This window comes from Ruegeria sp. HKCCD6426 (assembly GCF_057221115.1).
Genome location: NZ_JBWVBF010000007.1, coordinates 13,843 through 34,132, shown reverse-complemented (window position 1 = coordinate 34,132; position 20,290 = coordinate 13,843). Strand labels below are relative to the sequence as shown.

At 54.8% G+C, this 20,290-nt stretch carries 18 protein-coding genes and 1 tRNA gene; 15 read left to right on the top strand and 4 right to left on the bottom strand.

Annotation, left to right across the window (positions count from 1 at the left end; translation table 11 throughout):
• Nucleotides 1-78: 78 nt before the first annotated feature.
• The 4 genes from AC2TDA_RS18190 to AC2TDA_RS18175 are packed head-to-tail and all read left to right on the top strand — an operon-like array spanning nucleotide 79 to nucleotide 3,207.
• A complete protein-coding gene (locus AC2TDA_RS18190) occupies nucleotides 79-1,179 on the top strand; it encodes an NAD(P)/FAD-dependent oxidoreductase (RefSeq protein WP_480880154.1) in 1,101 nt (366 codons plus the stop codon).
• Nucleotides 1,154-1,468 carry a (2Fe-2S)-binding protein gene (locus tag AC2TDA_RS18185; RefSeq protein WP_480880152.1) on the top strand — a complete coding sequence of 105 codons (315 nt, stop codon included), beginning with the start codon at nucleotides 1,154-1,156 and terminating at the stop codon, nucleotides 1,466-1,468. Before AC2TDA_RS18190 ends, AC2TDA_RS18185 begins: the two co-directional genes overlap by 26 nt.
• Entirely contained in the window at nucleotides 1,455-2,849 is a 1,395-nt protein-coding gene (locus AC2TDA_RS18180) for an FAD/NAD(P)-dependent oxidoreductase (protein ID WP_480880150.1), read from the top strand. Before AC2TDA_RS18185 ends, AC2TDA_RS18180 begins: the two co-directional genes overlap by 14 nt.
• A 13-nt stretch (nucleotides 2,850-2,862) precedes the next feature.
• Nucleotides 2,863-3,207: a RidA family protein gene (locus tag AC2TDA_RS18175; protein ID WP_480880149.1), complete on the top strand. Its 345-nt coding sequence runs from the start codon at nucleotides 2,863-2,865 to the stop codon at nucleotides 3,205-3,207.
• 577 nt (nucleotides 3,208-3,784) lie between these two features.
• Here AC2TDA_RS18175 and AC2TDA_RS18170 read toward each other — a convergent pair.
• On the bottom strand, nucleotides 3,785-4,381 hold the full coding sequence (locus tag AC2TDA_RS18170; protein WP_480880148.1) for a TetR/AcrR family transcriptional regulator: 597 nt from the start codon (nucleotides 4,379-4,381) through the stop codon (nucleotides 3,785-3,787).
• Between the two features lie 157 nt (nucleotides 4,382-4,538).
• On the opposite strand from AC2TDA_RS18170, the gene AC2TDA_RS18165 reads away from it, so the two are divergent.
• Genes AC2TDA_RS18165 through AC2TDA_RS18155 form a run of 3 tightly spaced genes read left to right on the top strand, consistent with a single transcriptional unit; the run spans nucleotide 4,539 to nucleotide 7,263 of the window.
• A complete protein-coding gene (locus tag AC2TDA_RS18165) occupies nucleotides 4,539-5,816 on the top strand; it encodes a DUF8173 domain-containing protein (RefSeq protein WP_480880146.1) in 1,278 nt (425 codons plus the stop codon).
• A gap of 32 nt (nucleotides 5,817-5,848) precedes the next feature.
• Nucleotides 5,849-6,877 (top strand): amidohydrolase family protein, encoded by a 1,029-nt coding sequence (locus tag AC2TDA_RS18160; RefSeq protein WP_480880145.1) that lies wholly within the window; start codon nucleotides 5,849-5,851, stop codon nucleotides 6,875-6,877.
• Complete coding sequence (locus tag AC2TDA_RS18155; protein ID WP_480880143.1) at nucleotides 6,874-7,263, top strand: nuclear transport factor 2 family protein; 390 nt, start codon at nucleotides 6,874-6,876, stop codon at nucleotides 7,261-7,263. Before AC2TDA_RS18160 ends, AC2TDA_RS18155 begins: the two co-directional genes overlap by 4 nt.
• Before the next feature lie 424 nt (nucleotides 7,264-7,687).
• Here the strand turns inward: AC2TDA_RS18155 and AC2TDA_RS18150 are convergent, their stop codons facing one another.
• Nucleotides 7,688-8,596 carry a LysR family transcriptional regulator gene (locus AC2TDA_RS18150; RefSeq protein WP_480880141.1) on the bottom strand — a complete coding sequence of 303 codons (909 nt, stop codon included), beginning with the start codon at nucleotides 8,594-8,596 and terminating at the stop codon, nucleotides 7,688-7,690.
• A gap of 190 nt (nucleotides 8,597-8,786) precedes the next feature.
• Here AC2TDA_RS18150 and AC2TDA_RS18145 point away from each other — a divergent pair, with 190 nt between their 5' ends.
• The 7 genes from AC2TDA_RS18145 (at nucleotide 8,787) to AC2TDA_RS18115 (ending at nucleotide 17,350) form a co-directional block, all read left to right on the top strand.
• Nucleotides 8,787-9,836, top strand: coding sequence for an ABC transporter substrate-binding protein (locus tag AC2TDA_RS18145; RefSeq protein ID WP_170574813.1), 1,050 nt, complete (start codon nucleotides 8,787-8,789; stop codon nucleotides 9,834-9,836).
• A gap of 66 nt (nucleotides 9,837-9,902) precedes the next feature.
• Entirely contained in the window at nucleotides 9,903-10,952 is a 1,050-nt protein-coding gene (locus AC2TDA_RS18140) for an ABC transporter ATP-binding protein (protein ID WP_170574815.1), read from the top strand.
• Entirely contained in the window at nucleotides 10,949-11,794 is an 846-nt protein-coding gene (locus AC2TDA_RS18135; RefSeq protein WP_480880139.1) for an ABC transporter permease, read from the top strand. Before AC2TDA_RS18140 ends, AC2TDA_RS18135 begins: the two co-directional genes overlap by 4 nt.
• Nucleotides 11,791-12,582 carry an ABC transporter permease gene (locus AC2TDA_RS18130; RefSeq protein ID WP_480880138.1) on the top strand — a complete coding sequence of 264 codons (792 nt, stop codon included), beginning with the start codon at nucleotides 11,791-11,793 and terminating at the stop codon, nucleotides 12,580-12,582. The genes AC2TDA_RS18135 and AC2TDA_RS18130 overlap by 4 nt, the downstream gene beginning before the upstream one ends.
• Nucleotides 12,583-12,613: 31 nt before the next feature.
• Nucleotides 12,614-13,723 carry a DUF917 domain-containing protein gene (locus tag AC2TDA_RS18125; RefSeq protein WP_480880136.1) on the top strand — a complete coding sequence of 370 codons (1,110 nt, stop codon included), beginning with the start codon at nucleotides 12,614-12,616 and terminating at the stop codon, nucleotides 13,721-13,723.
• Between the two features lie 68 nt (nucleotides 13,724-13,791).
• Nucleotides 13,792-15,192, top strand: coding sequence for a Glu/Leu/Phe/Val family dehydrogenase (locus AC2TDA_RS18120; protein ID WP_480880135.1), 1,401 nt, complete (start codon nucleotides 13,792-13,794; stop codon nucleotides 15,190-15,192).
• Between the two features lie 1,123 nt (nucleotides 15,193-16,315).
• The gene (locus tag AC2TDA_RS18115) at nucleotides 16,316-17,350 is read left to right on the top strand and encodes a tetratricopeptide repeat protein (protein ID WP_480880134.1); all 1,035 of its coding nucleotides are present in this window, start codon (nucleotides 16,316-16,318) and stop codon (nucleotides 17,348-17,350) included.
• 575 nt (nucleotides 17,351-17,925) lie between these two features.
• Here AC2TDA_RS18115 and AC2TDA_RS18110 read toward each other — a convergent pair.
• Both AC2TDA_RS18110 and AC2TDA_RS18105 read right to left on the bottom strand, forming a co-directional pair.
• Nucleotides 17,926-18,001 (bottom strand) — tRNA-Val (locus tag AC2TDA_RS18110).
• A gap of 83 nt (nucleotides 18,002-18,084) precedes the next feature.
• Nucleotides 18,085-19,338: an aminotransferase class V-fold PLP-dependent enzyme gene (locus tag AC2TDA_RS18105; RefSeq protein WP_480880131.1), complete on the bottom strand. Its 1,254-nt coding sequence runs from the start codon at nucleotides 19,336-19,338 to the stop codon at nucleotides 18,085-18,087.
• 179 nt (nucleotides 19,339-19,517) lie between these two features.
• Between AC2TDA_RS18105 and modA the strand changes: the two genes are divergently transcribed.
• Nucleotides 19,518-20,288, top strand: a complete 771-nt coding sequence (modA, locus tag AC2TDA_RS18100) for a molybdate ABC transporter substrate-binding protein (protein ID WP_480849038.1) — start codon at nucleotides 19,518-19,520, stop codon at nucleotides 20,286-20,288.
• The last annotated feature ends 2 nt before the right edge of the window (nucleotides 20,289-20,290 follow it).

The following is a 20,290-nucleotide window of genomic DNA, read 5'->3' as shown; positions in this document are numbered from 1 at the left end:
CCTCTCGTCTGATACAATCCGGGGCGGCACCTTTTTTCGCCCCGGCTCTACTCAAACCAAAATTCAGAAACTGAGATCATGGAAACCGACTTTGCAATCATTGGCGGTGGTGTTGTCGGCCTGTCTGTTGCATGGGGCCTTTTGAAACGCGGCAAGCGCGTTCTGGTCCTTGATGGAGGCGACGGCAGCTTTCGAGCCAGTCGGGGAAATTTTGGACTTGTATGGGTGCAGTCCAAGGGGATCAAACAACCCCGTTATGCCGCTTGGAGCCAGCAATCCGCCGCCGCATGGTCCGGATTTTCCGATGAGCTTACTGACGCGACCGGACATGACATGTCGCTTGAGCAGACGGGCGGCTACGATCTGCATTTCTCGGAAGATACGCTGACGAAAACAGTCACTCAATACGAGGAGCTGAAGGCGAAGCTGGACGGCAATTACCCATATGAAGTTTTGGATCGGAAGGCGCTCCTGACGGAGGAGCCAGAGATCGGCCCGAAAGTCGTCGGTGCGATCCTTCATCATCAGGACGGCCACGTAAATCCATTGAAGTTGCTGCGGTCTCTCGCCGACGACGTCAGGCGGCTTGGTGGACAGGTGCAGAACGAAAAAACTGTCACCGAAGTTGAAAAATCTGATGTCTTCACCATCACCTGTGCGGATGGAACCCGGGTGCAGGCCGACAAGGTGATCCTTTCCGCCGGTTTGGGCGCGATGGAACTTGGGCCCAAGCTGGGCTTCAAAGCCCCGATCCGGCCACAACGCGGCCAGGTTTTGATCACCGAAAAGCTGCCAAAACTCATCAACCGCCCCTCGCTGATCGCGCGGCAGGTGGATGAAGGCGGCGTCCAGATCGGTGCCACCAACGAAGAGATGGGGCTGAACGATGGGGTCACCCAGCCTGGCCTCTCTGGTCTCGCCTTGGAGGCGATCGCGGCCTACCCGGTGCTTGCCAGGGCGCAGCTCGTGCGCAGTTGGGGGGCTCTGCGGATTCTGTCGCCTGACGGCCTGCCAATCTATCAGGAAAGTCCCGAAATGCCCGGCGCCTTTCTGGTCACTTGCCATAGCGGCATCACCCTTGCGGCGGCTCATGCCCGTTTCTTGCCCGACTGGCTGGAAGGCACCAACGCCGCCCCGGATCTGGAGGTGTTCAGTGAAGACCGCTTCGTCGTTTCTTGAGTTGGAGGAAGGGCGCCCGCTGGTTCCAGTATGGTTCGAGGGCCAGGAACTGCAGCTGCCCGAAGGTTCAAATCTCGCGGCCGCGATGCTGGCCGCCGGGGTGGGGACGTTCAGGTACACACCGGTTTCGGGCGCTCCACGCGCGCCATTCTGCATGATGGGGGCCTGTTTCGACTGCCTCGTCGAAGTTGACGGTGTGACCCGTCAAGCCTGCATGCTCGAAGTCACGGACGGGCTGCGCTTGTCGATGCCGCGCAAAGGAAGGGAAGTGACCGATGCAGATAACTGATCTTGTCATCATCGGGGCTGGCCCGGCCGGGATGGCCGCGGCCGCAACCGCCGCAAATGCTGGCCTGCATGTTATCCTTCTGGACGAGCAGCGCCGTCCCGGCGGGCAGATCTACCGCGATGTGGGTCGGGTCGCACCTATCAGGGGCGAACTGCTGGGTAAGGACTATATAGACGGATTGCCCCTCACAGCCGGGCTGGATCACGGCAACATCACCCATATCAGTGGCGCGGTGGTCTGGTCGATCGAAGAGGGAATTCGGGTGCTCTACACCGCTGACGGTCGGGGAGGCGCAATCGAAGCGAAACGCATCCTCATCGCCACAGGAGCCCTGGAACGCCCGATGCCACTGCCGGGCTGGACCCTGCCTGGCGTGATGACAGCGGGGGCGGCACAGATTCTGTTGAAGCAATCCGGCGTCCTTTCGAAAAACGCGGTTCTTGTCGGATCAGGACCGCTGCTTTACCTGATCGCCGCGCAGATGATACGAGCGGGCACACCGCCGCTGGCACTGGTCGAAACGCAGACAAGGGCAGATTTTCTGCGGGCTCTGCCGCATTTAGGTGGAGCCCTTCGCGGTTGGCGATACCTGTTCAAGGGGTTGACGATGCTATCGGAAATCCGTCGTGCCGGGGTACGCCGCTATACTTCCGCGACGAATATTTCGATTGAAGGAGAAACTTCCGCCGACGGCATCCGCTTTACTGCGGGGGGAAAGCCCCGACATATTCCTTGCGACACAGTGCTCTTGCATCACGGTGTCGTACCTAACACACAGGCGGCTCGCTCCATTGACGTGGCGCATCACTGGGATGCACGGCAGCATTGCTTCGTGCCTAACCTCGATGACTGGGGCGGAACTAATGTCGAAACGGTCCATATCGCCGGTGACGGCGCTGGCATCGGCGGCGCGAAGGCAGCCGCATTGGCAGGCCGCCTTGCAGCGTTGAAAACGGCTGCCGATCTGGGTGCGATTTCGACGATCGAGAGGGACACCGCCGCCAAACCAATTCGGAGGCGTATCGCGCGGGAGCTAGCGGTACGCCCTTTCCTTGACACCGCCTTTCCACCCGCAATCGAAGCCACAAAGCCCGCCGACGCGACTATCATCTGCCGTTGCGAGGAAATCACTGCCGGAGACATTCGTCGCCATGCCGGGATCGGTTGTGTGGGTCCGAACCAGGCCAAGGCCTTCAGCCGTGCCGGAATGGGACCATGCCAAGGCCGGTATTGCGGACTGACTGTGAGCAGCCTGCTGGCCGAAGCGAACAGCGCTACGATGGACGAAACCGGATACTATCGGATCAGGCCACCGTTGAAACCCGTGACTCTCGGCGAACTGGCAGCAATGGGCGGTTCGGTGCACAGCGCAACCAACTAAGAAAGAAACCCCCATGATCGAACGTATCAACACCAGCCAACGCATGAGCAAAGTCGTCAAACACAACGGCGTCGCATTTCTCTGCGGGCAGGTTGGCGAAGGTGCCACTGTGGCCGAGCAGACCCGCGAGTGCCTGTCTCGCGTCGACGCGCTTCTAGATCAAGCGGGTTCCTCGCGGGAACAGATGTTGCAAGCAATCATCTGGCTGTCCGACATGGCCGATTTTAGCGAGATGAACGATGTTTGGGATAGCTGGGTTCCGGCCGGGTACGCCCCGGCTCGCGCTTGCGGCGAGGCAAAGCTCGCCCGGCCGGATCTGAAAGTTGAGATCATCATTACAGCTGCGTGTATTGCATGACGGCAAGAGGCTTGGAAAAGGCACATACAATTCACTTCGAGTTTAGTAAGATGACGTGTCTTGAATGAACCTAATCTGTACCTGACTAGGTCTTCAATGGTAGGAAAGCCAACCGTGGACCTACTGTTTACAATCCAGTTGATTGAATGTCGGCTCTTTCGATTCGCGCTGTTAATATCACGGTTGCAGCGAGTGATGGCTTCCCGCCCTTGGTGCAGGAGATCGAGGTCGCGATGCGCAGACTGCAGAAGTTGGGGTCCGCGACGTGAATTCACGCTATGTCCGCACAGCAGGCTTTGGGGCTGTTAGAACCGGGTCAATGTCCTATTGAATATGTCAGATGACCGCTCTGAGCCCATTGCCGACTTTCATCCGCCTTAAACATCTCTGAAGTACGACCCGCCAAACCGGACTTTCGCTGCAGGCGCAAATGATACGTCCAGCTTTGTCACGCAGTCGGTGCCTTGCTGGATGATACACGACATACAAAAGCTGTGTGCCGCCGCGTAGAATGCAATTGTTCCCCGCTCATCTGTTGGTGCGGAAGGCAACATTGCTGAAATTCCTTAGGAACTGGCTAGCGATACGACCGCGTTATCCCTGCAAAATACATGCGAATGAGCGTCGATCGGAAGTTGGGATGCTCAAGATTGGCTGCGAGAGTAGCGCCTTCTGCACTCAAACCCGCAGAAAAGACGCGAAAATAGGCCATCAATGCGTCATCTGAAAGGTCCGGATCAATTAGTCCGGCATCCTTTCCTTGAGCAAAGAAGCGAGACACAATCGTGTCAATTCGCGGTGTCAGAGTTTCTACGCGATAGGCGTTCAGCCTTTCATTCTTCGTGAAGGCTTCTACGACAAATGCTCCGCCAAACCGAACAATAGCGCGTTCCTTGACGCCTATGATGGCTTCAAGCTTGCCTTCAAAAGAGATGTCTTGATCAAGGATCAGCTCGGCATCTGTACAACCCTGTTCGAACTCGGACCGCATTATCTCGAAGATCAATCCATCCTTGCTGCCAAAATAGTTGAAGATCGTCATGCGACCAACGCCAGCGTGTTCCGCAATATCGTCCACGGAAGTCTGCTGAACTCCGTACATTGTGAACAGTTGCTCGGCAGATTTCAGGATTGAGCTGGTCTTTTTCAACCGCCGCCGTTCATGTCCGCTCATGTCGCCTCCAGGGTGCTTCCATAAACTTTATATACTTTGAATCATATCAAGTACATAAAGTTCAATCTCCCATACACTGATAAAATACCGGCTCTTCATGAACCAACCGAACATCAGTTGGTGAGCGGACGCAGATGCCTTTCAATGGAGAACAATGATGTTTAAAGGACTAAGCTTTTTAGCTGTGATCCTTGGTTTGCTCTGTCTTCCTGTGCTCGCTCAGGAAAGTGGTTCAACCAACGATTACGGTGGTGATCATTTTCAAAGCGGCTGGACTGTCATCGCGGATCAATCAGGAATTGATGAACTGTTCGTTGCTGGCTCAACCGTTCGAGTCAAAACTGATATTGCCGGATCAGCCTATTTGGCAGGACGTTCCATCACGGTGACTGGTGCAATCGCTGATGAGGTATTTGTCGCTGGATTTGACATCACTCTAGAAAAACCCGTCGGCGGAGACGCCACACTCGCTGGCAAGAGCATCTCGGTTCAAGAATTGGGTGGAGACCTCCGCGTGACGGGTGGAGACGTTGTTGTAGATGGTCCAATTGACGGATATGCCATCCTCGCGGGTGACAAGGTTCGCCTAAACAACGTCGTGACCGGTGACCTGTATCTTGCCGCGCACGACGTTGACTTCAGTGACGGTACGCATGTGCTCGGACGACTAGTCTTGTTCGAAGATGAGGAAGGAACTCTCATAGTCCCGGCTAGCGTTGTCCCAGAGGACCGCATCGAGCGCCGGGGTGTTTCAGAATGGAGCGACGCCGTTCCTGAAATGGCCTCGGAAACATGGCAGAGCCTGCTAGTTTCATTCCTCTATGGTGCTGCGGTAATTGCCTTATTTGCCTCCATCATTGCAGCACTTGTTCCCGAAAGGCTCGCTAAACTTCGCCTCGGACTTCTTGAACGTCCCTTGCACAATCTTTGGTTTGGGTTCCTCGCGGAATCCGTTGCAATCGGGTCAGCGATCATCTTAGCAACGACCTTGATAGGGATATTGCTGGTCCCCGCTTCACTTCTCGTTGCTCTGGTTATTGGATTTGCGGGATATGTGGTTGCTGCCTACTCACTGGGCGTCGCTCTTACGCTCATGATTGGCAAATCTGAGCCAGCAAGTTTTGCGAAACGCTTCCTTGCGGCAGGCGTTGGCGCAGCGGTTGTGAGCGCGGCTGCCCTGATCCCGTTCTTTGGTTGGCTGATTGCGTTGGCGCTCGTGTTGACCGGAGCGGGTGCCATCACACTCATGCTGTTCCACAGCCAGCATTCTTCGTGCCCCGTGAGCAAACGAGGCTTGCATAGCAGCAAGCGCGCTCACTTGCCGAAAAATGGTCAGCCTGCAGCTCTGAAGAAGACCCCGGCTGACCCTCCACCGATCGAGGGGTTTGACGCTTGGAAGGGGCATAGCGCTGCAATTCGACCGGTAAAGCACTAAACCCATTCGATTGAACGCTGAGGAGTTAAGACATGACCAACGACGCCAAACGCATCGATGTGCACCACCACATCCTCCCCGAATTCTACGTGGAAAGACTAAAGAGTATTGGTGTGACAAAGGCCCTTGGTGTGGACCTGTCCACCTTCGATTGGTCACCTGAAGGTACGCTATACATCATGGATAAGATGGAGGTCGAAACGGGGATCGCATCCATCTCCGACCCGGGTATTTGGTTTACCACAGACCCAGAGTTTTCGGTCAGTCTTGCCCGCGCCTGCAATGAATATATGGCGGAGTTGCGTGACAAGTATCCAGGACGGTTCGGTGGCATTGCGTGCATTCCACTTCCCGAACCAGATGCCGCGGTGGAAGAGCTTCGTTACGCCCTGGATGACTTGAAGCTCGATGGCGTCTGCCTCATGACGCACTACAACGGTGTTTATCTGGGTGATCCCAGTTACGATACGGTGTTCTCTGAGTTGAACAGGCGAAAGACCGTCTGTTTTGTTCATCCCATCGATCCACCGGTCGATGCCATACCGAACATAGATCTGCCGACTTCCGTTATCGAGGCACCCTTTGATACAACCAGAGCATTCGCAAATCTTATGCTCCAAGGTGTTCTCAACAAGTACCCGGATATCAGCTACATCCTTGCCCATGGCGGTGGTGCGATCCCTTATCTCGCCTGGCGGTTCGCCGCTGGCGTGAAGTATCAGCAAAAGGAAGGAAAGCCTGGGTTCCTGCGAACGGCTTATGACTTCTACATCAAACACGGCCCCGAAAGCGGTCTGAATGATCTGAGGCGCTTGTTCTACGATACAGCACTCGTTTCCGGTTCATACGCTCTCAACACGCTTCATTCATTTGCGGGCCCGCATCACATCGTATTCGGCAGCGACCTGCCTTTTGCGAAGATCATCGCCCCAAAAGTAGCCGACAATATCAAGCGCTACACGCGTTTCCCTGATCAGGACTACGAAGCGATTGACCGGGGCAATTGTAGTCGTTTGTTCCCACAGTTTGACGCGCAATCACCGAAAGGAGAAGCAGCATGAGTTCCGAACACCCCAACACAACTCTTATGAAGAAGCTCGATCTTCGCAATCTGGACGGATGCGCTGACCTGTTCGCACCAGGCTTTGTCTGGCACTACTTCAATCGAGCACTTCCGAATCTGGAGGGCGACTATTCAGGCGTTGAGGGTCTAAAAACATTCTTTTCCAAATTGGCCGGTGACACCGACGGAACCTTCAAGGTCGAACCGCTAGCCATACACGCTTTCGGGGACGAATTGGTCGTCGCCCATGTACGCGACACGATGATCAAAGACGAGCATTCGCTGGCGCTGGCGCTGGATGCGTTGGCGATCTGGCGCATCGTAGACGGGCGGATCGCCGAAGCCTGGGACATTCCCGCGATCAATACGATCTCAATCAATTGACATGGATTAGGCAACTATAGAGGACGGCCCAAAGCTGCCGTCCAAGCAGATACAGCTTGCTGCATCGCGGCTTCTCGGAAGCAGTCGTTTATGAACGTCCATTCAACATTGAATGGCTCGAAGCGCTGCCAAGCTTGATTTATACTGAGGCTCCGCTGCGACCACATTCAAGCAATGCACGCATTTCCCCATTTTCGAGGACCGAAGAATGACGAGGATCACGCATCGCTGAATCAAGCATGGCATGACCGAATTCATCGGAAGTTATACCGATGGATGGCATAAACCTTTAAAGCGGTCTGAAGGGGTAGTCGGCCATAGTTCTGTTTGTACTAATTGCCGCCACGTTTGAAACTTGAAAATCCATAGCGTGTAGGATTGTCGAATGAGAACTTAGGCCATCAATAAGCTAACACTGGTTAGCCTATTCCACGGCCAGCCTGTCCCAGACCCAGGTCGCAATTGGGCTATGTGTCTGTGATCTAAGCCTAAGCTCATGAATCGCAGAAACAATTCGGTAAGTGTCAGGCGCCAGCTCGATTAGGGCTCCGGTATCAGTCCAGATTTTGGCATAGTGGACCGGTATCAGGCCTATGTGGGTGCCTGCCAGTGTCAGATAGGTTGTTGACTCGATATTGCTTTGTGAAATCTCAGAATTTTCCTCGAACAGATGAATATCCAGAGCTTCATCAATTGGGTTTTGCAGGAAACTATGGGCGGAAATCTCGGTGGCGCGCACACATTTGGCCAGTGCCTCCGGATCGGTGATCTTGCTACAGGGATGATCGCGGCTGCAAAACAGGCCACTTGGTTCATCATAGAGGTGCCTGGTCTCGACATCTGCAGGAAGGCGGGCGTCCTTTGCCACGCCGACCAAAGCGATATCGAGGCGCCCCGCGCGCAACTCGGTCAGGCAATCGAGATAGTCGTAAACACCAATCCTAATAGTCAGCCCCTGGAATTTCGCATTAGCTTCGCTGATTGCGTCGGTAAGCGGGTTTTGGCGGTCGGTCAAAAGACAATCAACTACGCCGACGCGCAGCAATGCCTCAGCTTCATGTCCGATTTCGTTCAGGCGTGCTGCATAGCTATCAAGATGAGCAAGTAGTTGATTGGTCTCACGAAACACCTGTTCGCCCTGCGGGGTCAGCGAAAACCCCTTTCGACCTCGATTGCACAGGCGTACATTCAGCCGATGCTCAAGGTTCGCAATATGCGAGCTGATCGCCGGTTGACTGATTCCAAGCTCGTCCTGTGCCTTCACAAAGCCGCCTGCTTCGGCAACGGCCTTGAACACACGCAACAGGCGCAGATCGATATCAGTCAGTCTCATCTCATCCCTCACGCATGATCCACATGGATTCAAAGCAAAAAACAGGAAACATGTCGATTGGGTTATACATGTATCAACAGTTCTGTATGGTTCCGCAGTTTTGACGTGACTACCATCTGAAAAATACCGGACGCACCGATCAAGAGCACCTCTAAAGCGGCGCCTGTCCAAGATTTCAGGGAGCATCGCAATGAAACTGCGCAAATCAAACATCGTCGCCGCTGGTTTTCTGACCGTGTCAGGATTGGCTGTTGCCGCCGAAGAAATCACAGTCAGTGCATGGGGCGGGTTTTTCGAGGAAACGCTGAAAGCTGAAATCTATCCAGCGTTTACCGAGGAAACCGGCATCACCGTACGCTCGATCGCGCAACCTGCAGATCAGGCGTGGATGACGCAATTGACCAACGCGGCGCGCGCCAAAACAGCCCCCTCCGATCTGTCTCTCGTCGCCGACGAAGTTTTCCTGCGTGGCCAGTCCATCGGCCTATGGGCCAAACTGGATGGAAGTGAAATTCCGAACACCGCTACGCTTCTCGATGGATTCACAAAAATCGACGACGATGACACACTTCGGGCGGTTGGGGCGCTGTCCTGGTACACGACGCTTGTCACCAACTCCGAGGCAATTCCAGACGCGCCCGAAACTTGGGCCGACCTGTGGACTCGCGACTGGGATGGCAAGCTCGGCCTGACCTCAAATGCGAACAGCGGTCTGATGGAAGCCACCGCACTGACTTTCTTTGGCGGATACGAGGTGATGGAAACTCGCGAAGGCTTGGAACAGGTCATCGCGAAGATCGCCGAACTTAAGCCGAAGGTACAGCTTTGGTACCGCGACGAAGGTCAGTTTCAGCAGAACCTCGAAGCGGGCGAGTTGACCGGCGGGTTATACTATCACGACGTCACTATGCTGTCTGCGGCTAACGGCCTGCCGGTGGTTTCAACATTCCCAAAAGAAGGCGGAATACTGGGCGATGCCTACTGGATCGTTCCGCGTGACTCGGAAAACGTCGAGGCGGCGCAGAAATTCATCAACTACATGATCCGCCCGGACGTTCAGGCGCAACTGGCGCGCAAACTGGGCGTTGCCCCGGTGGCACAACGCGAGACTATGGACCTCACGGATGAGGAGTTTTCCGCTGTCAGCAGCGTAGACACACCAATTCGGCCGCAGACCCACATCCATTTGCGGGAAGGCGACTGGCTGTCCGACAAATATCTAGAGATGATCTCGCAATAACCTTGGTTATTCCCCGGCCGGGTCGGCGCGTCGTCGTTGGCCCGGCAACCAGAAAGCACCGTTTCAATGGCACAACTCGCACTTTCCAACATTCAGAAGTCCTTTGGCACATTCCAAGCATTAAAAGATGTGAATCTGGATATCGCCTCAGGTGAATTCATTTGTCTTCTGGGCGGCTCGGGCTGCGGGAAAACCACCCTGCTGCGGATTATAGCCGGGCTGGAGACTAAAACCTCGGGCGAGATGTTGCTGGACGATCAGGACTTTTCGACCGTGAATTGCCATCAGCGCAATGTCGGCATGGTATTTCAGAGCCTGGCGCTGTTCCCCCACCTCAATGTCGGTCAGAACATCGCCTATGGGCTGGAAGTGCGCGGTGTACACAAGGACAAACGGCAGGATCGTGCCCGCGAGTTGCTGGAAGTGGTCGGATTATCCGGGCTGTTCGACCGTCCGGTTTCCGCACTTTCGGGAGGTCAGCGGCAACGGGTAGCGATTGCCCGCGCCCTGGCGATTGAGCCTAAACTGTTTCTGATGGACGAACCTTTCAGCGCCCTGGATGCAGGGCTGCGGGAACATCTGCAGATAGAGGTTAAGAAGTTACAACGAAAGTTGGGTGTGACGACCATCTTCGTCACCCACGATCAGCATGAGGCAATGTCGATTGCCGACCGCATCGTCATCCTGAACGAGGGTCGGATCGAGCAAGCCGGGACACCGACCGAAGTTTACGCCCATCCCAGCACACGGTTCGTGGCAGATTTCATGGGCACCAACAACATCTTCACACCTGAGTTCACCCCCGGTCAGGCGACCATGCTGGACGGTGCCAATCTGGGGACGCCGTCAGGCGATATGGCCAATCTCTCGGGGAAACACACAATCGCCGTGCGTCCGGAGTATTTGCGGCTCGCACCGGCAAACGAAGACACCGGAGATCTGATCGGGACGGTCAATTTCGTGCGCTTGCTGGGCGCGTCCATCGAGACCGAGCTGAAGGTCGGAGAACGTACATTTGTACACACCCAGGTCTCGGACCGTGCCCCGGAATTCGCGGTGGGCGACAAGGCCGGCATTAGCTTCGACCTCGATCATGCCTGGGTTATCCCGTCATGAAACGCGCGGTCGTCCCTCATCTGATTGGACTGTTCCCGTTGGGAATGATGTCCTTTTTCTTTCTGGCACCGCTGGCTTTCATGGTCGTGGTCAGTTTTTACGAACGTGACCCGCTGGGCTTTTATAATGTCGCCTTCGTCTGGGACAATTACGCCAAATTCTTCTCGTCCTTTTATTACACGGTCTCCCTACGCTCATTGTGGTCCGCGTCTCTGGGGGCGGTTGTTGTCGTGCTACTGGCCTTCCCAGCGATGTACATCATCGTTGATATGTCCCGGCGCTGGCAACTGTTCTGGGTCATCTTGTTGCTATCGCTGATGTGCCTGAGCGAGGTGATCATCGGCTTTGCCTGGCTGATCCTATTCTCAGAAAGCTCGGGCATCCCGAAATTCCTTGGCTGGATTGGCTTATGGGAAGACCCGGACTCGTTGTCGCCAAGCTTTGGGGCTATGCTGACAGGGTTCGTCACGCTGGGCTTTTCGCTCGTCGCGCTAATGTTCTTCCCTCAAATGGCACAGCGTGACCGCAGCATCGAAGAGGCAGCGCTGACGCTTGGCACACCTCCGGCGCGGGTGTTTTCCAAGGTGGTGCTACCAAACTTCCTGCCTGCCATCATCTCTTCGGTCGTGACCATGTTCGTCTATTTCCTCGGCGTGTTCGTGATGCCGACCATGCTGGGTCGCCCTCAGGACTGGAACATGACGGTTATCATCACTGACAAGGCTGTCGGCGACGCCAACATGCCATTGGGCGCAGCGCTTTCGGTAATCATGTTGGTGTTTACCTTGATCATCATCTGCGGCCTGTTGCTGGGCTCGCGCAGAGGGAGGGTGCAGGCATGACCCGGTTGCTCAAACGTCTGTTCATTACCGCAATCGCCATCGGGCTGATCCTGCCCTTCCTGATCGTCGCCGGGGTGTCGATCAGCGCAGAAAGTAACATTGCCTTTCCACCACAGCAATTGTCAGCTCGTTGGTACACGGAACTGCTGACGCAGCGCGACTGGCTGATCCCGATCCGAAATTCGCTGGTCATCGCCGCTTTTGCCGCCTTGCTGGCAGTCAGTATCGCATTGGCCGCGAATTACGTGCTTTGGCGGCTAAAGTCGGGATTTGGCCGCCTGATCTTTGCCATCGGCGTCGGGCCGTTCATGCTACCACCGATCATCATCGCCATGGGAGCAAGCGTGTTCTGGGCCGAGATGGGCTGGTATGGCCGCGCCGAGGCGACAGTGATTTCACATGGTGTTTTCTTTGTCACTCTGCCGCTTGTGATTATCGCGCGCGGTTTCGCAGCGCTTTCCGACGACGTAATCGAAGCCTCGCGCACTATGGGCGCCACGCCGTTGCAGACATTCACCAAGGTCATCTTCCCGCTGGTTCTACCCTATGTCATCACCGGCTATGCACTGGTAGCGATCATAAGCGTTAACGAATACCTCATCTCTTATATGGTATCGGGTTTCGCCGTTGAGACCTTGCCCATCCGCATCTTCAACAACGTCCGTTATGGCTACACGCCGGTAGTCGCCTCTGCGGCGATGGGCTTTGCCCTGTTAACCATCACGGTGCTTCTGTTGTTGTCGACCATCACCGACCTTCTCAAACTTCTCGGAGCTTCACGCGACTAAGCCGTGCCCGAAACCAATCAGGATCTGAACAATGAAAAAGCTGTCCCGACAGGATTTGGAAGACATTCTCTATGGCGCGGCCATCCTTGGCACCGGCGGCGGCGGTGAACTGTCAGAAGGTCTCGCAATGATCGACGACGCGCTGGCCTTGGGCAAAGAATTCATCATGGTCGATCTGGACGAGGCCCCGCAGGACGCGCTGGTCTGCACCCCTTACATTCTGGGCGCGATATCGGCGCTGCCAAAAGAGGAAGAGCGACTGTACGAACGCCTGCCCCGTAGCACCGAACACGCCATTCTGGCCGCCTATCAACGGTTTCAGGACTATCTGGGACGCAGCTTCTACGGCACGATTTCCTGCGAGCTTGGCGGATCGAACACAGCAACCGCCTTTTATGCCGCAGCGATGGCGGGGGCCTATATCATCGATGCCGATCCCGCAGGGCGCGCCGTGCCTGAGATCACACATTCGACCTATTACCTCAATGGCTTGCCCGCTGCGCCGATCGTCATGGCTAATGAGTTTGGCGAGGCTGTCATCTGCGAAAATGTCCTCGACGATGCCCGGGCCGAGCACATCGTCCGCGCCCTGTCCAAAGTCAGCCGCAACAGCATTGCCGCGATCGATCACGCGCTTGAAATCAATGAGATCCGCGGCGCGGTCATCCCCGGCGCGATCTCACTGGCGCTGAATATGGGGCAAAAATGGCGCGAGGCGCGCGCGCAAGACAACGATATTGCCGAGACCATCGCCTCGGTGGGTGCGGGCTTTGTGGCATTCCGTGGCACCGTCAGCATTTGTGACTGGGAAACCAAGGATGGGTTTACCTACGGCAATATCCGCATCTCCGGGTCCCGTGACTTTGAGGGCGACACCTACCGGATCTGGCTTAAGAACGAAAACATGATCGGGCGTCTGAACGACGAGGTCCACGCCACCATACCGGACCTGATTTGTCTGATCGACACTGAAACCGGAGAACCCGTCACCAACCCAAACTATTACCGCGACCAATCGGTGGCAGTTGTCGTTCTGCCCGCACCGGAACCGTTTACCTCAACCAAGGGGCTCGAGGCATTTGGCCCTGCCTATATCGGGCTCGATCAGCCTTACCAGCCGGCCGTTGCAGCGCTGAAATAATCCACGCCGAGTTGATCCGCGCATAACCGTAAACAAACCAAAGACGATCCTTTTACCGGAACAAGACCATGACCGACCAATCGTTCCTGACCAGCGTAAACACATTCATTGATACCGCGATCACTCATGTCGATCTGCCAGAAGGGTTGGCTGAACGGATTGCTCAATGTAACTCAACCTACTCCGTCCGTTTTGGTGTGAAACTCCGCGGCCGCATCCACAGTTTCGAAGGATGGCGCTCGGTTCACAGCGAACATATCGAACCTGTAAAGGGCGGTATTCGTTATGCGCCTGATTCCGATCAGGATGAGGTTGAGGCGCTTGCTTCACTGATGAGCCTGAAATGTGCGTTGGTCAATGTGCCCTTTGGTGGTTCCAAGGGGGCGCTGCGGATCAACCCCGCTGATTGGACGGAAGATGAGCTTGAGAAAATTACCCGTCGATTCACGCAGGAATTGGCGTTGCGAGACCTGATTCACCCAGGCCTCAATGTGCCCGCCCCGGACATGGGTACGGGAGAACGTGAAATGGCTTGGATGGCTGATGAATACCGCCGAATCGGATCGTCCGATGCGATGAACCACAGCGCTTGTGTGACCGGCAAACCGGTCGCCAGAGGCGGGATAGAGGGACGAGTCGAAGCTACGGGGCGTGGTTTGCAATATGCCCTAAACGCCTACCTCGCCCACCCCAAGACCGTCCCAATAGCCGGGCAAAAAAGCTCCAAAGGGTTGACTGTAGTGGTGCAGGGCTTTGGCAACGTGGGATATCACGCCGCTAAATTTTTGTCGCAAGACGGGTGCAGGATCATTGGCATTGTTGAGCATGACAAGGCGATCTTCAATGAAGACGGGCTGCCGGTCGAGGACGTGGCTGCGTTTCGGGGTAAAACCGGTTCAGTGGGAGGTTTCCCGGGCGCTGTGACCGTGCCAAGCGCTGTTGGGTTGACGCATTTGCCTGCAGACATCCTGATCCCGGCCGCCAAGGAAAACGCAATTACAACGGAAAACTGCGATCAGGTAAATTACAGCCTGATCGTAGAAGCTGCGAACGGGCCCGTCACGGCCGAAGCCGAAGACTGCCTGTCGCGACGCGGTATCGTCGTATTGCCTGACCTCTACGTTAACGCTGGCGGCGTGGTTGTCAGCTATTTCGAATGGGTCAAAAATATAACCCACCTGCCGTTTGGCCTGATGGATCGTCGCCAGAACATCCGCGCAGGCACAGCCGTGCTTTCCGCGTTGGAAGAGTTAGCCGGAAGGCCTCTCTGTGAACCACAACGCTCACAAATATCCCGGGATGCGCGCGAAATCGATGTCGTGCGATCAGGGCTCGAGGAAATAATGGTGCAGGCATTTGACGACATAATGAACTGCAAGGAAAGCATTGGGGACGTGTCGCTGCGAACTGCAGCTTATGCCGTGACTATTAAAAGAATATCCGAGTATTATCGGGCAATCGGTTTATAGCAAATCACCACTGGCATCAGATCAAGTGTGCGAGACGCGCCCTAAATGTGGTCGGATTAGTTCACTCACACCGGATCAAGCTGGTTTTCTCGTTGTGAAATGCTCGATCAATTGAGATTCCGGTCGATCAATTGGCGGACAAAGCTGACATCGGCTCGAGTCCGAGAACACTACTTCAACAGCTGTCTTCAGTGACGGAACATCCTGCATCTCAAGGCACAAAGTTGAATTCACCAATGGTCGTAACGCGAACTGCGCAACTCTTGAGGTCGCGTATTGGGCCCGTCTGTGCTGCCTTTGCCATTTAGCCTGGTAACATTTAGCAGAGTCGAAATGGAGATTGATGGGATTTCCAATCTCCGGCGCATTCCAAGCAACAGTCATCAGCAAAGCTGCAGAAGGTGGAGGTTCATGCGACAGGAGACCGGCTGAGATCGTTAGCTCTGTTTGGAGCGACCATGAACATCATGACCCGTGATACTTGTTCTTCACTGGGACCAGCACCGCGCACCAAGTGAAGAATTGCGCTTTCTAGATTAGCTGCATCGTCTTCGCGTTTGTCGATCATTGCTAATATGAATTCATGAGCCAAGTTCCTTGGCTCGATTAAGGCTTCCGCCCGCGTCAGACTCAACTCGCTGAGCATAAATTCAAGCAAGAAAGCGATTTCGTTCCGCCGCTCGGGGGAACTTTCCGTAAATGACAATTCCGAAAGTTTTCCGTGTGTTTCTGTCAGAATAACGTTTAACGGCAACGGTTCTTTAGCATCAGGCTTCCGTGGCTTTGCCAGGAATGCTTTCAGTCGATCAAGGACGATCGGAACTTCCTTCCTTCAAGTTATTGAAGCACAAGCTTTGCAACATCAAGGTCTCGTAAAATACCAGCATTCTTACCAGCGCAATGTATTACTTTGTCGGTCCTGTACCTGCACTCGCTACCAGTGCTCGTGAGTGGCAGTAGCAACTCAATCGGCGATCCTTCTTGTTGCAAAAAACATGAACAAGTGTGTCTTTTCAATAACTTTATGACCATTCACACTCAAGAAACGCAATTTATTGTTGGGTGAGTTGTTGTGGTCCCTAAAGATGATCTCAACAGAGACTAGCCTTCAAAAGGTTCAAGAATGCGCAGAACGATCCTTTCCTCTATCCTTGTTATGTTTGCTGGCATTGTGCATGCACAAGCGCCCGAGTGTAACAGGCTCTGCTCTCGAGATTTTATGTTCAGCCTCGAGTCCGGGTTTGATGTTATCCCTCTTGTTGCAGATGGTGAGCATGCCAACGGGTATATGGAAGACGGAAGAACGCCATTGATTTGGGCTGCCCTGGATCCAGATCATGAAGACGCCTTATACTTCTCAGATGCTCTTATTTTTGCCGGAGGCGATGTGAATGCTCGCGACAATACCGCCGGGAATACGCCTCTTCACTGGCACCTTCTCCGGAACAGAGAGGCATCCGCAGACGTGGTTGCGCTTTATATCAAAGAAGGAGCGAATGTTCTCGCAAAGAATAAAGCAGGCTACTCTCCGGTTGATTATGTCAATGGAGCGTTAGATAGCAGCGTCATCATTTCTGATGAAGTCTATGACCTCATCAACGATGAAGGTGAAAGACGAAAGGCATACCTCTTTGCCGTCGAGCTATATCAGAGCGAGATTTTTGAGCAGGCTGTTCATCATTTCAGATCTCTAGCAAAAGATGGGTATTTGCCGGCGCAATATGCTCTCGCGCGCATGCTGGAAACCCCAGAGAGTGATGAGATCGCCCGAGATATTGATGAGGCACTCCACTGGTATACTGAATCGGCAAATGAGGGATATGCGAACTCGATCTATCACTTGGGTGCCGGCTATTACCAAGGGGAAAGCTTTGGGCAAGACGATGCACTTGCTAGTGAATGGCTCTCTATTGGATCGCGCAGGGGCGACGTGAACTCTCAAGCCCAATTGGGTTTGATGTATGCGAATGGGAGGGGTTTCGAAAGAGACCTCAAGAGAGGGATGATGTGGTTGCTCGTCTCTCTTCGGTTTGGTCACGACGATGAGAGACGAGTGGATGTCCTCAATAAAATTGCCGCCGCACTTCCTTATGAAGACGTCAAGCAGGTCGAACATATGGCCCAAGAATGCATTATGGGCTTCTTTGAGCATTGCTGAGGAAAAAAGATGAATAATATTATTTAAGTTGTGTGCCCTCGCCTCCTCATTGGGTGTTTCCGCCCAGGCTGAAGGGGTGTGGCCTCCGGAGCCTCTCGTTCGAGATCGTGAACCTCATGTTCTGAAGATCGACGCCAATACGGTGCTCTGCGAGGTCCAGTGGGACGGTCACAGAGAGAACGGAGAGATTCTGGATATTTCCGCAGAGGCGGACTTCTATATTGAGAGTGTCTTGATACCCATGTCGGGTGAGTATGTGTTCATCAGCTCAGACCCGGTTCAGGTATTCGGGGAAACGCAGGAGTTTCAATACGTCGATGACGGTGTGGAAGTGGAGCTTACGCTTTTTGGTCATGTGTCAGATTCTGGCGATAAGATCCTTGAGCTCAGCGAAGTAGTTCACTTGGCTTTTGACAACAAAATCAGAAGTGATCTCCGGGGTCGTCTTTTTTGCCCTTAGTGGGCTTGTAAAGAACTACAAAGGGGCTCTAAACAACGGCCTCGCCGCATCGCTTCGCGGTCAGATCAGAGCAGGCACTCAGATCAGGCAGGGAAGGATGGCAGTGCGATTGGAATGGTGGGTGATGAGAGACTCGAACTCCCGACATCTTCGGTGTAAACGAAGCGCTCTACCAACTGAGCTAATCACCCGTGAGGGGGGATTTAGCCAAGCCAGCGGGCAGGCGCAAGAGGGTTGGCAGAATTTCTTTGCTTCAATTGCGTAATGTGTCGGATCAGGGCGTTATATCCTTGATAGCGGCCAGCAGTTGGGCGACCTCGTGTTCGGTGTTGTAGTGACATAGCGAAATGCGGACACAATCGTTCAGCCCCAGCGGGTCCAGAACATTGCCGCTGTAGTGATCGGCCTTGCGCGTATGGGTGCGGATGCCTTGCGCGTTCAACAGCGCAACCACCTGAGCCGAGGGGATGTCGCGCACTGTAATGGAAACCAGCCCTTCACGCGCCGCATTATCGGCACCGGCCAGGATCGAGACATGATCCATGTCGCGCAAACCTGGCAAGTTGCCCGTGCCGTTGATCATCGCATTGGTCAGATGGGTTTCATATGCGTGAATCGCTTTTCCGGCGGCCCGTAGCCTGTCGCCGCGATCCGAAGAATCACTTACCTGCGCACCCAACCAGTCGAAATACGACACGACGTCAGACATTGTGGCATAGGCGCCTGTATCTCGCGTGCCGAATTCCCACCCATCGGCCGGGGCATCGATTAGCTGGTCATGAGGTAGGGATGTCAGCCTGTCGGAAATCCAGGCGATTCCATAACCGTGGCGAGAGAAAACTTTGTAGGGTGAGATCGCATAGCCATCCACTTCGTAACTGTCGATATCCATCTGACCGTGGGCCGCGTGCTGAATACCGTCAACGATGATGAAACACTCAGGCGAAACTGTACGGATAGCTTTGGCGATGGCAGCAACATCCATGCCCATACCGGTGACTGGGGACGCATGCAGGATCGTTGCCACTGTCACGTCCGGAGTCATGAACGCCGCGTAATCGTCGGCGGTAACCAGCCCGGTGGCATCGTCATGTGGGACGTTAACGTAGTCCAGTCCGGCAATCCCGGCCCAACGGCGGGCGGCGCTGCGGCTGGCAGGGTGTTCGATCGAGCTGCCGATGACTTTGCTGCCCGCAGGAGCGTTTACACAGGCAGTGCGGATCATGCGGAACAACAACTCGGTACCGCTTTCACCCACAAAGAACTGACCAGATGAGGCGTTCATGAAGACAGATAGGTCGGCCTTGGCCGTGTTGATGATATCGACTAACGCATGGCTGGCCACGTTCTCGCGGCCTTGGTTGTCTGGGATGGCTGCAAATTTCGCGGATGTCTCGGCAACTTTATTCAGAGTCAATGCACCACCGGCATTTTCAAAGAAAATGCGCGGGCCCTGAAACGGACAAGTTTCGACATGAGCGAAGCGGGCACGGATTTCGTCGATAAGTCCGGGGGTCTGATGCAACATGAGCTAGGTCCTTTGGTCTGCAGCGGTAGCTTCAGCCTGAATTCAGCGCAGGATCAATCCCGTTTGCGACAGATTCTATAAGCTTTGGCAGCGGGCTAAGTCTGCAAAGGGCCTTGCCTGTCCGGTGCCGCCTCCGATATGCCCGTGGGGACTGCAACCCTCTGAACCGGAGGCACAAGATGACCGGCGTCTGCCGCTGTCTGATCGCCGCTTTGGCCTTTTGCGCTGTGCTGGCGGCTCCGATTCGAGCCGGCGCAGAAAGTGTGTTGGTGTTTGCAGCAGCCAGTCTGAAGACAGCCCTGGATGAGCTGGCCGTCGAGTTTGAGCAGGAGACCGGGCAGCAGGTAACAGTCTCCTATGCTGCGTCCTCGGTTCTCGCGCGGCAGATTCAACTGGGTGCGCCTGCGGATCTGTTCATCTCCGCCAATGTAGACTGGATGGACGTGCTGCAGCAGGATCAGTTGATCGACCCTGTTTCTCGAGTGGATTTGCTCGGTAACGAGCTGGTTTTGATCGGCGCGCAAAGCGCAGAAAGGACCGAGATTGGCCCTGATTTCAACCTGCAAGCCAAGTTGGATGGCGGTTACCTTGCAATGGCGCTGGTCGATGCGGTCCCTGCGGGGATCTATGGCAAGGCAGCTTTGCAGGGATTAGGTTTGTGGGACGGTGTCCATACGCGTGTCGCGCAGGCAGACAATGTGCGCGCTGCTCTTGCCCTGGTGGCAACGGGAGCCGCGCCTTTGGGGATCGTCTATCAGTCCGATGCGCGGGTCGAAGACAGAGTGCAGGTTGTCGCGCTCATACCATCTGATCTGCATCCGCCGATCATCTACCCTGCAGCATTGACCAGTTCGGCTGGACCAGAAGCCCGGAACTTTCTGTCTTACCTGCAATCGGACCAGGCGAAATCTGAATTTCTGAGGCAGGGGTTCTCCCTGCCTGATGGGTAGTC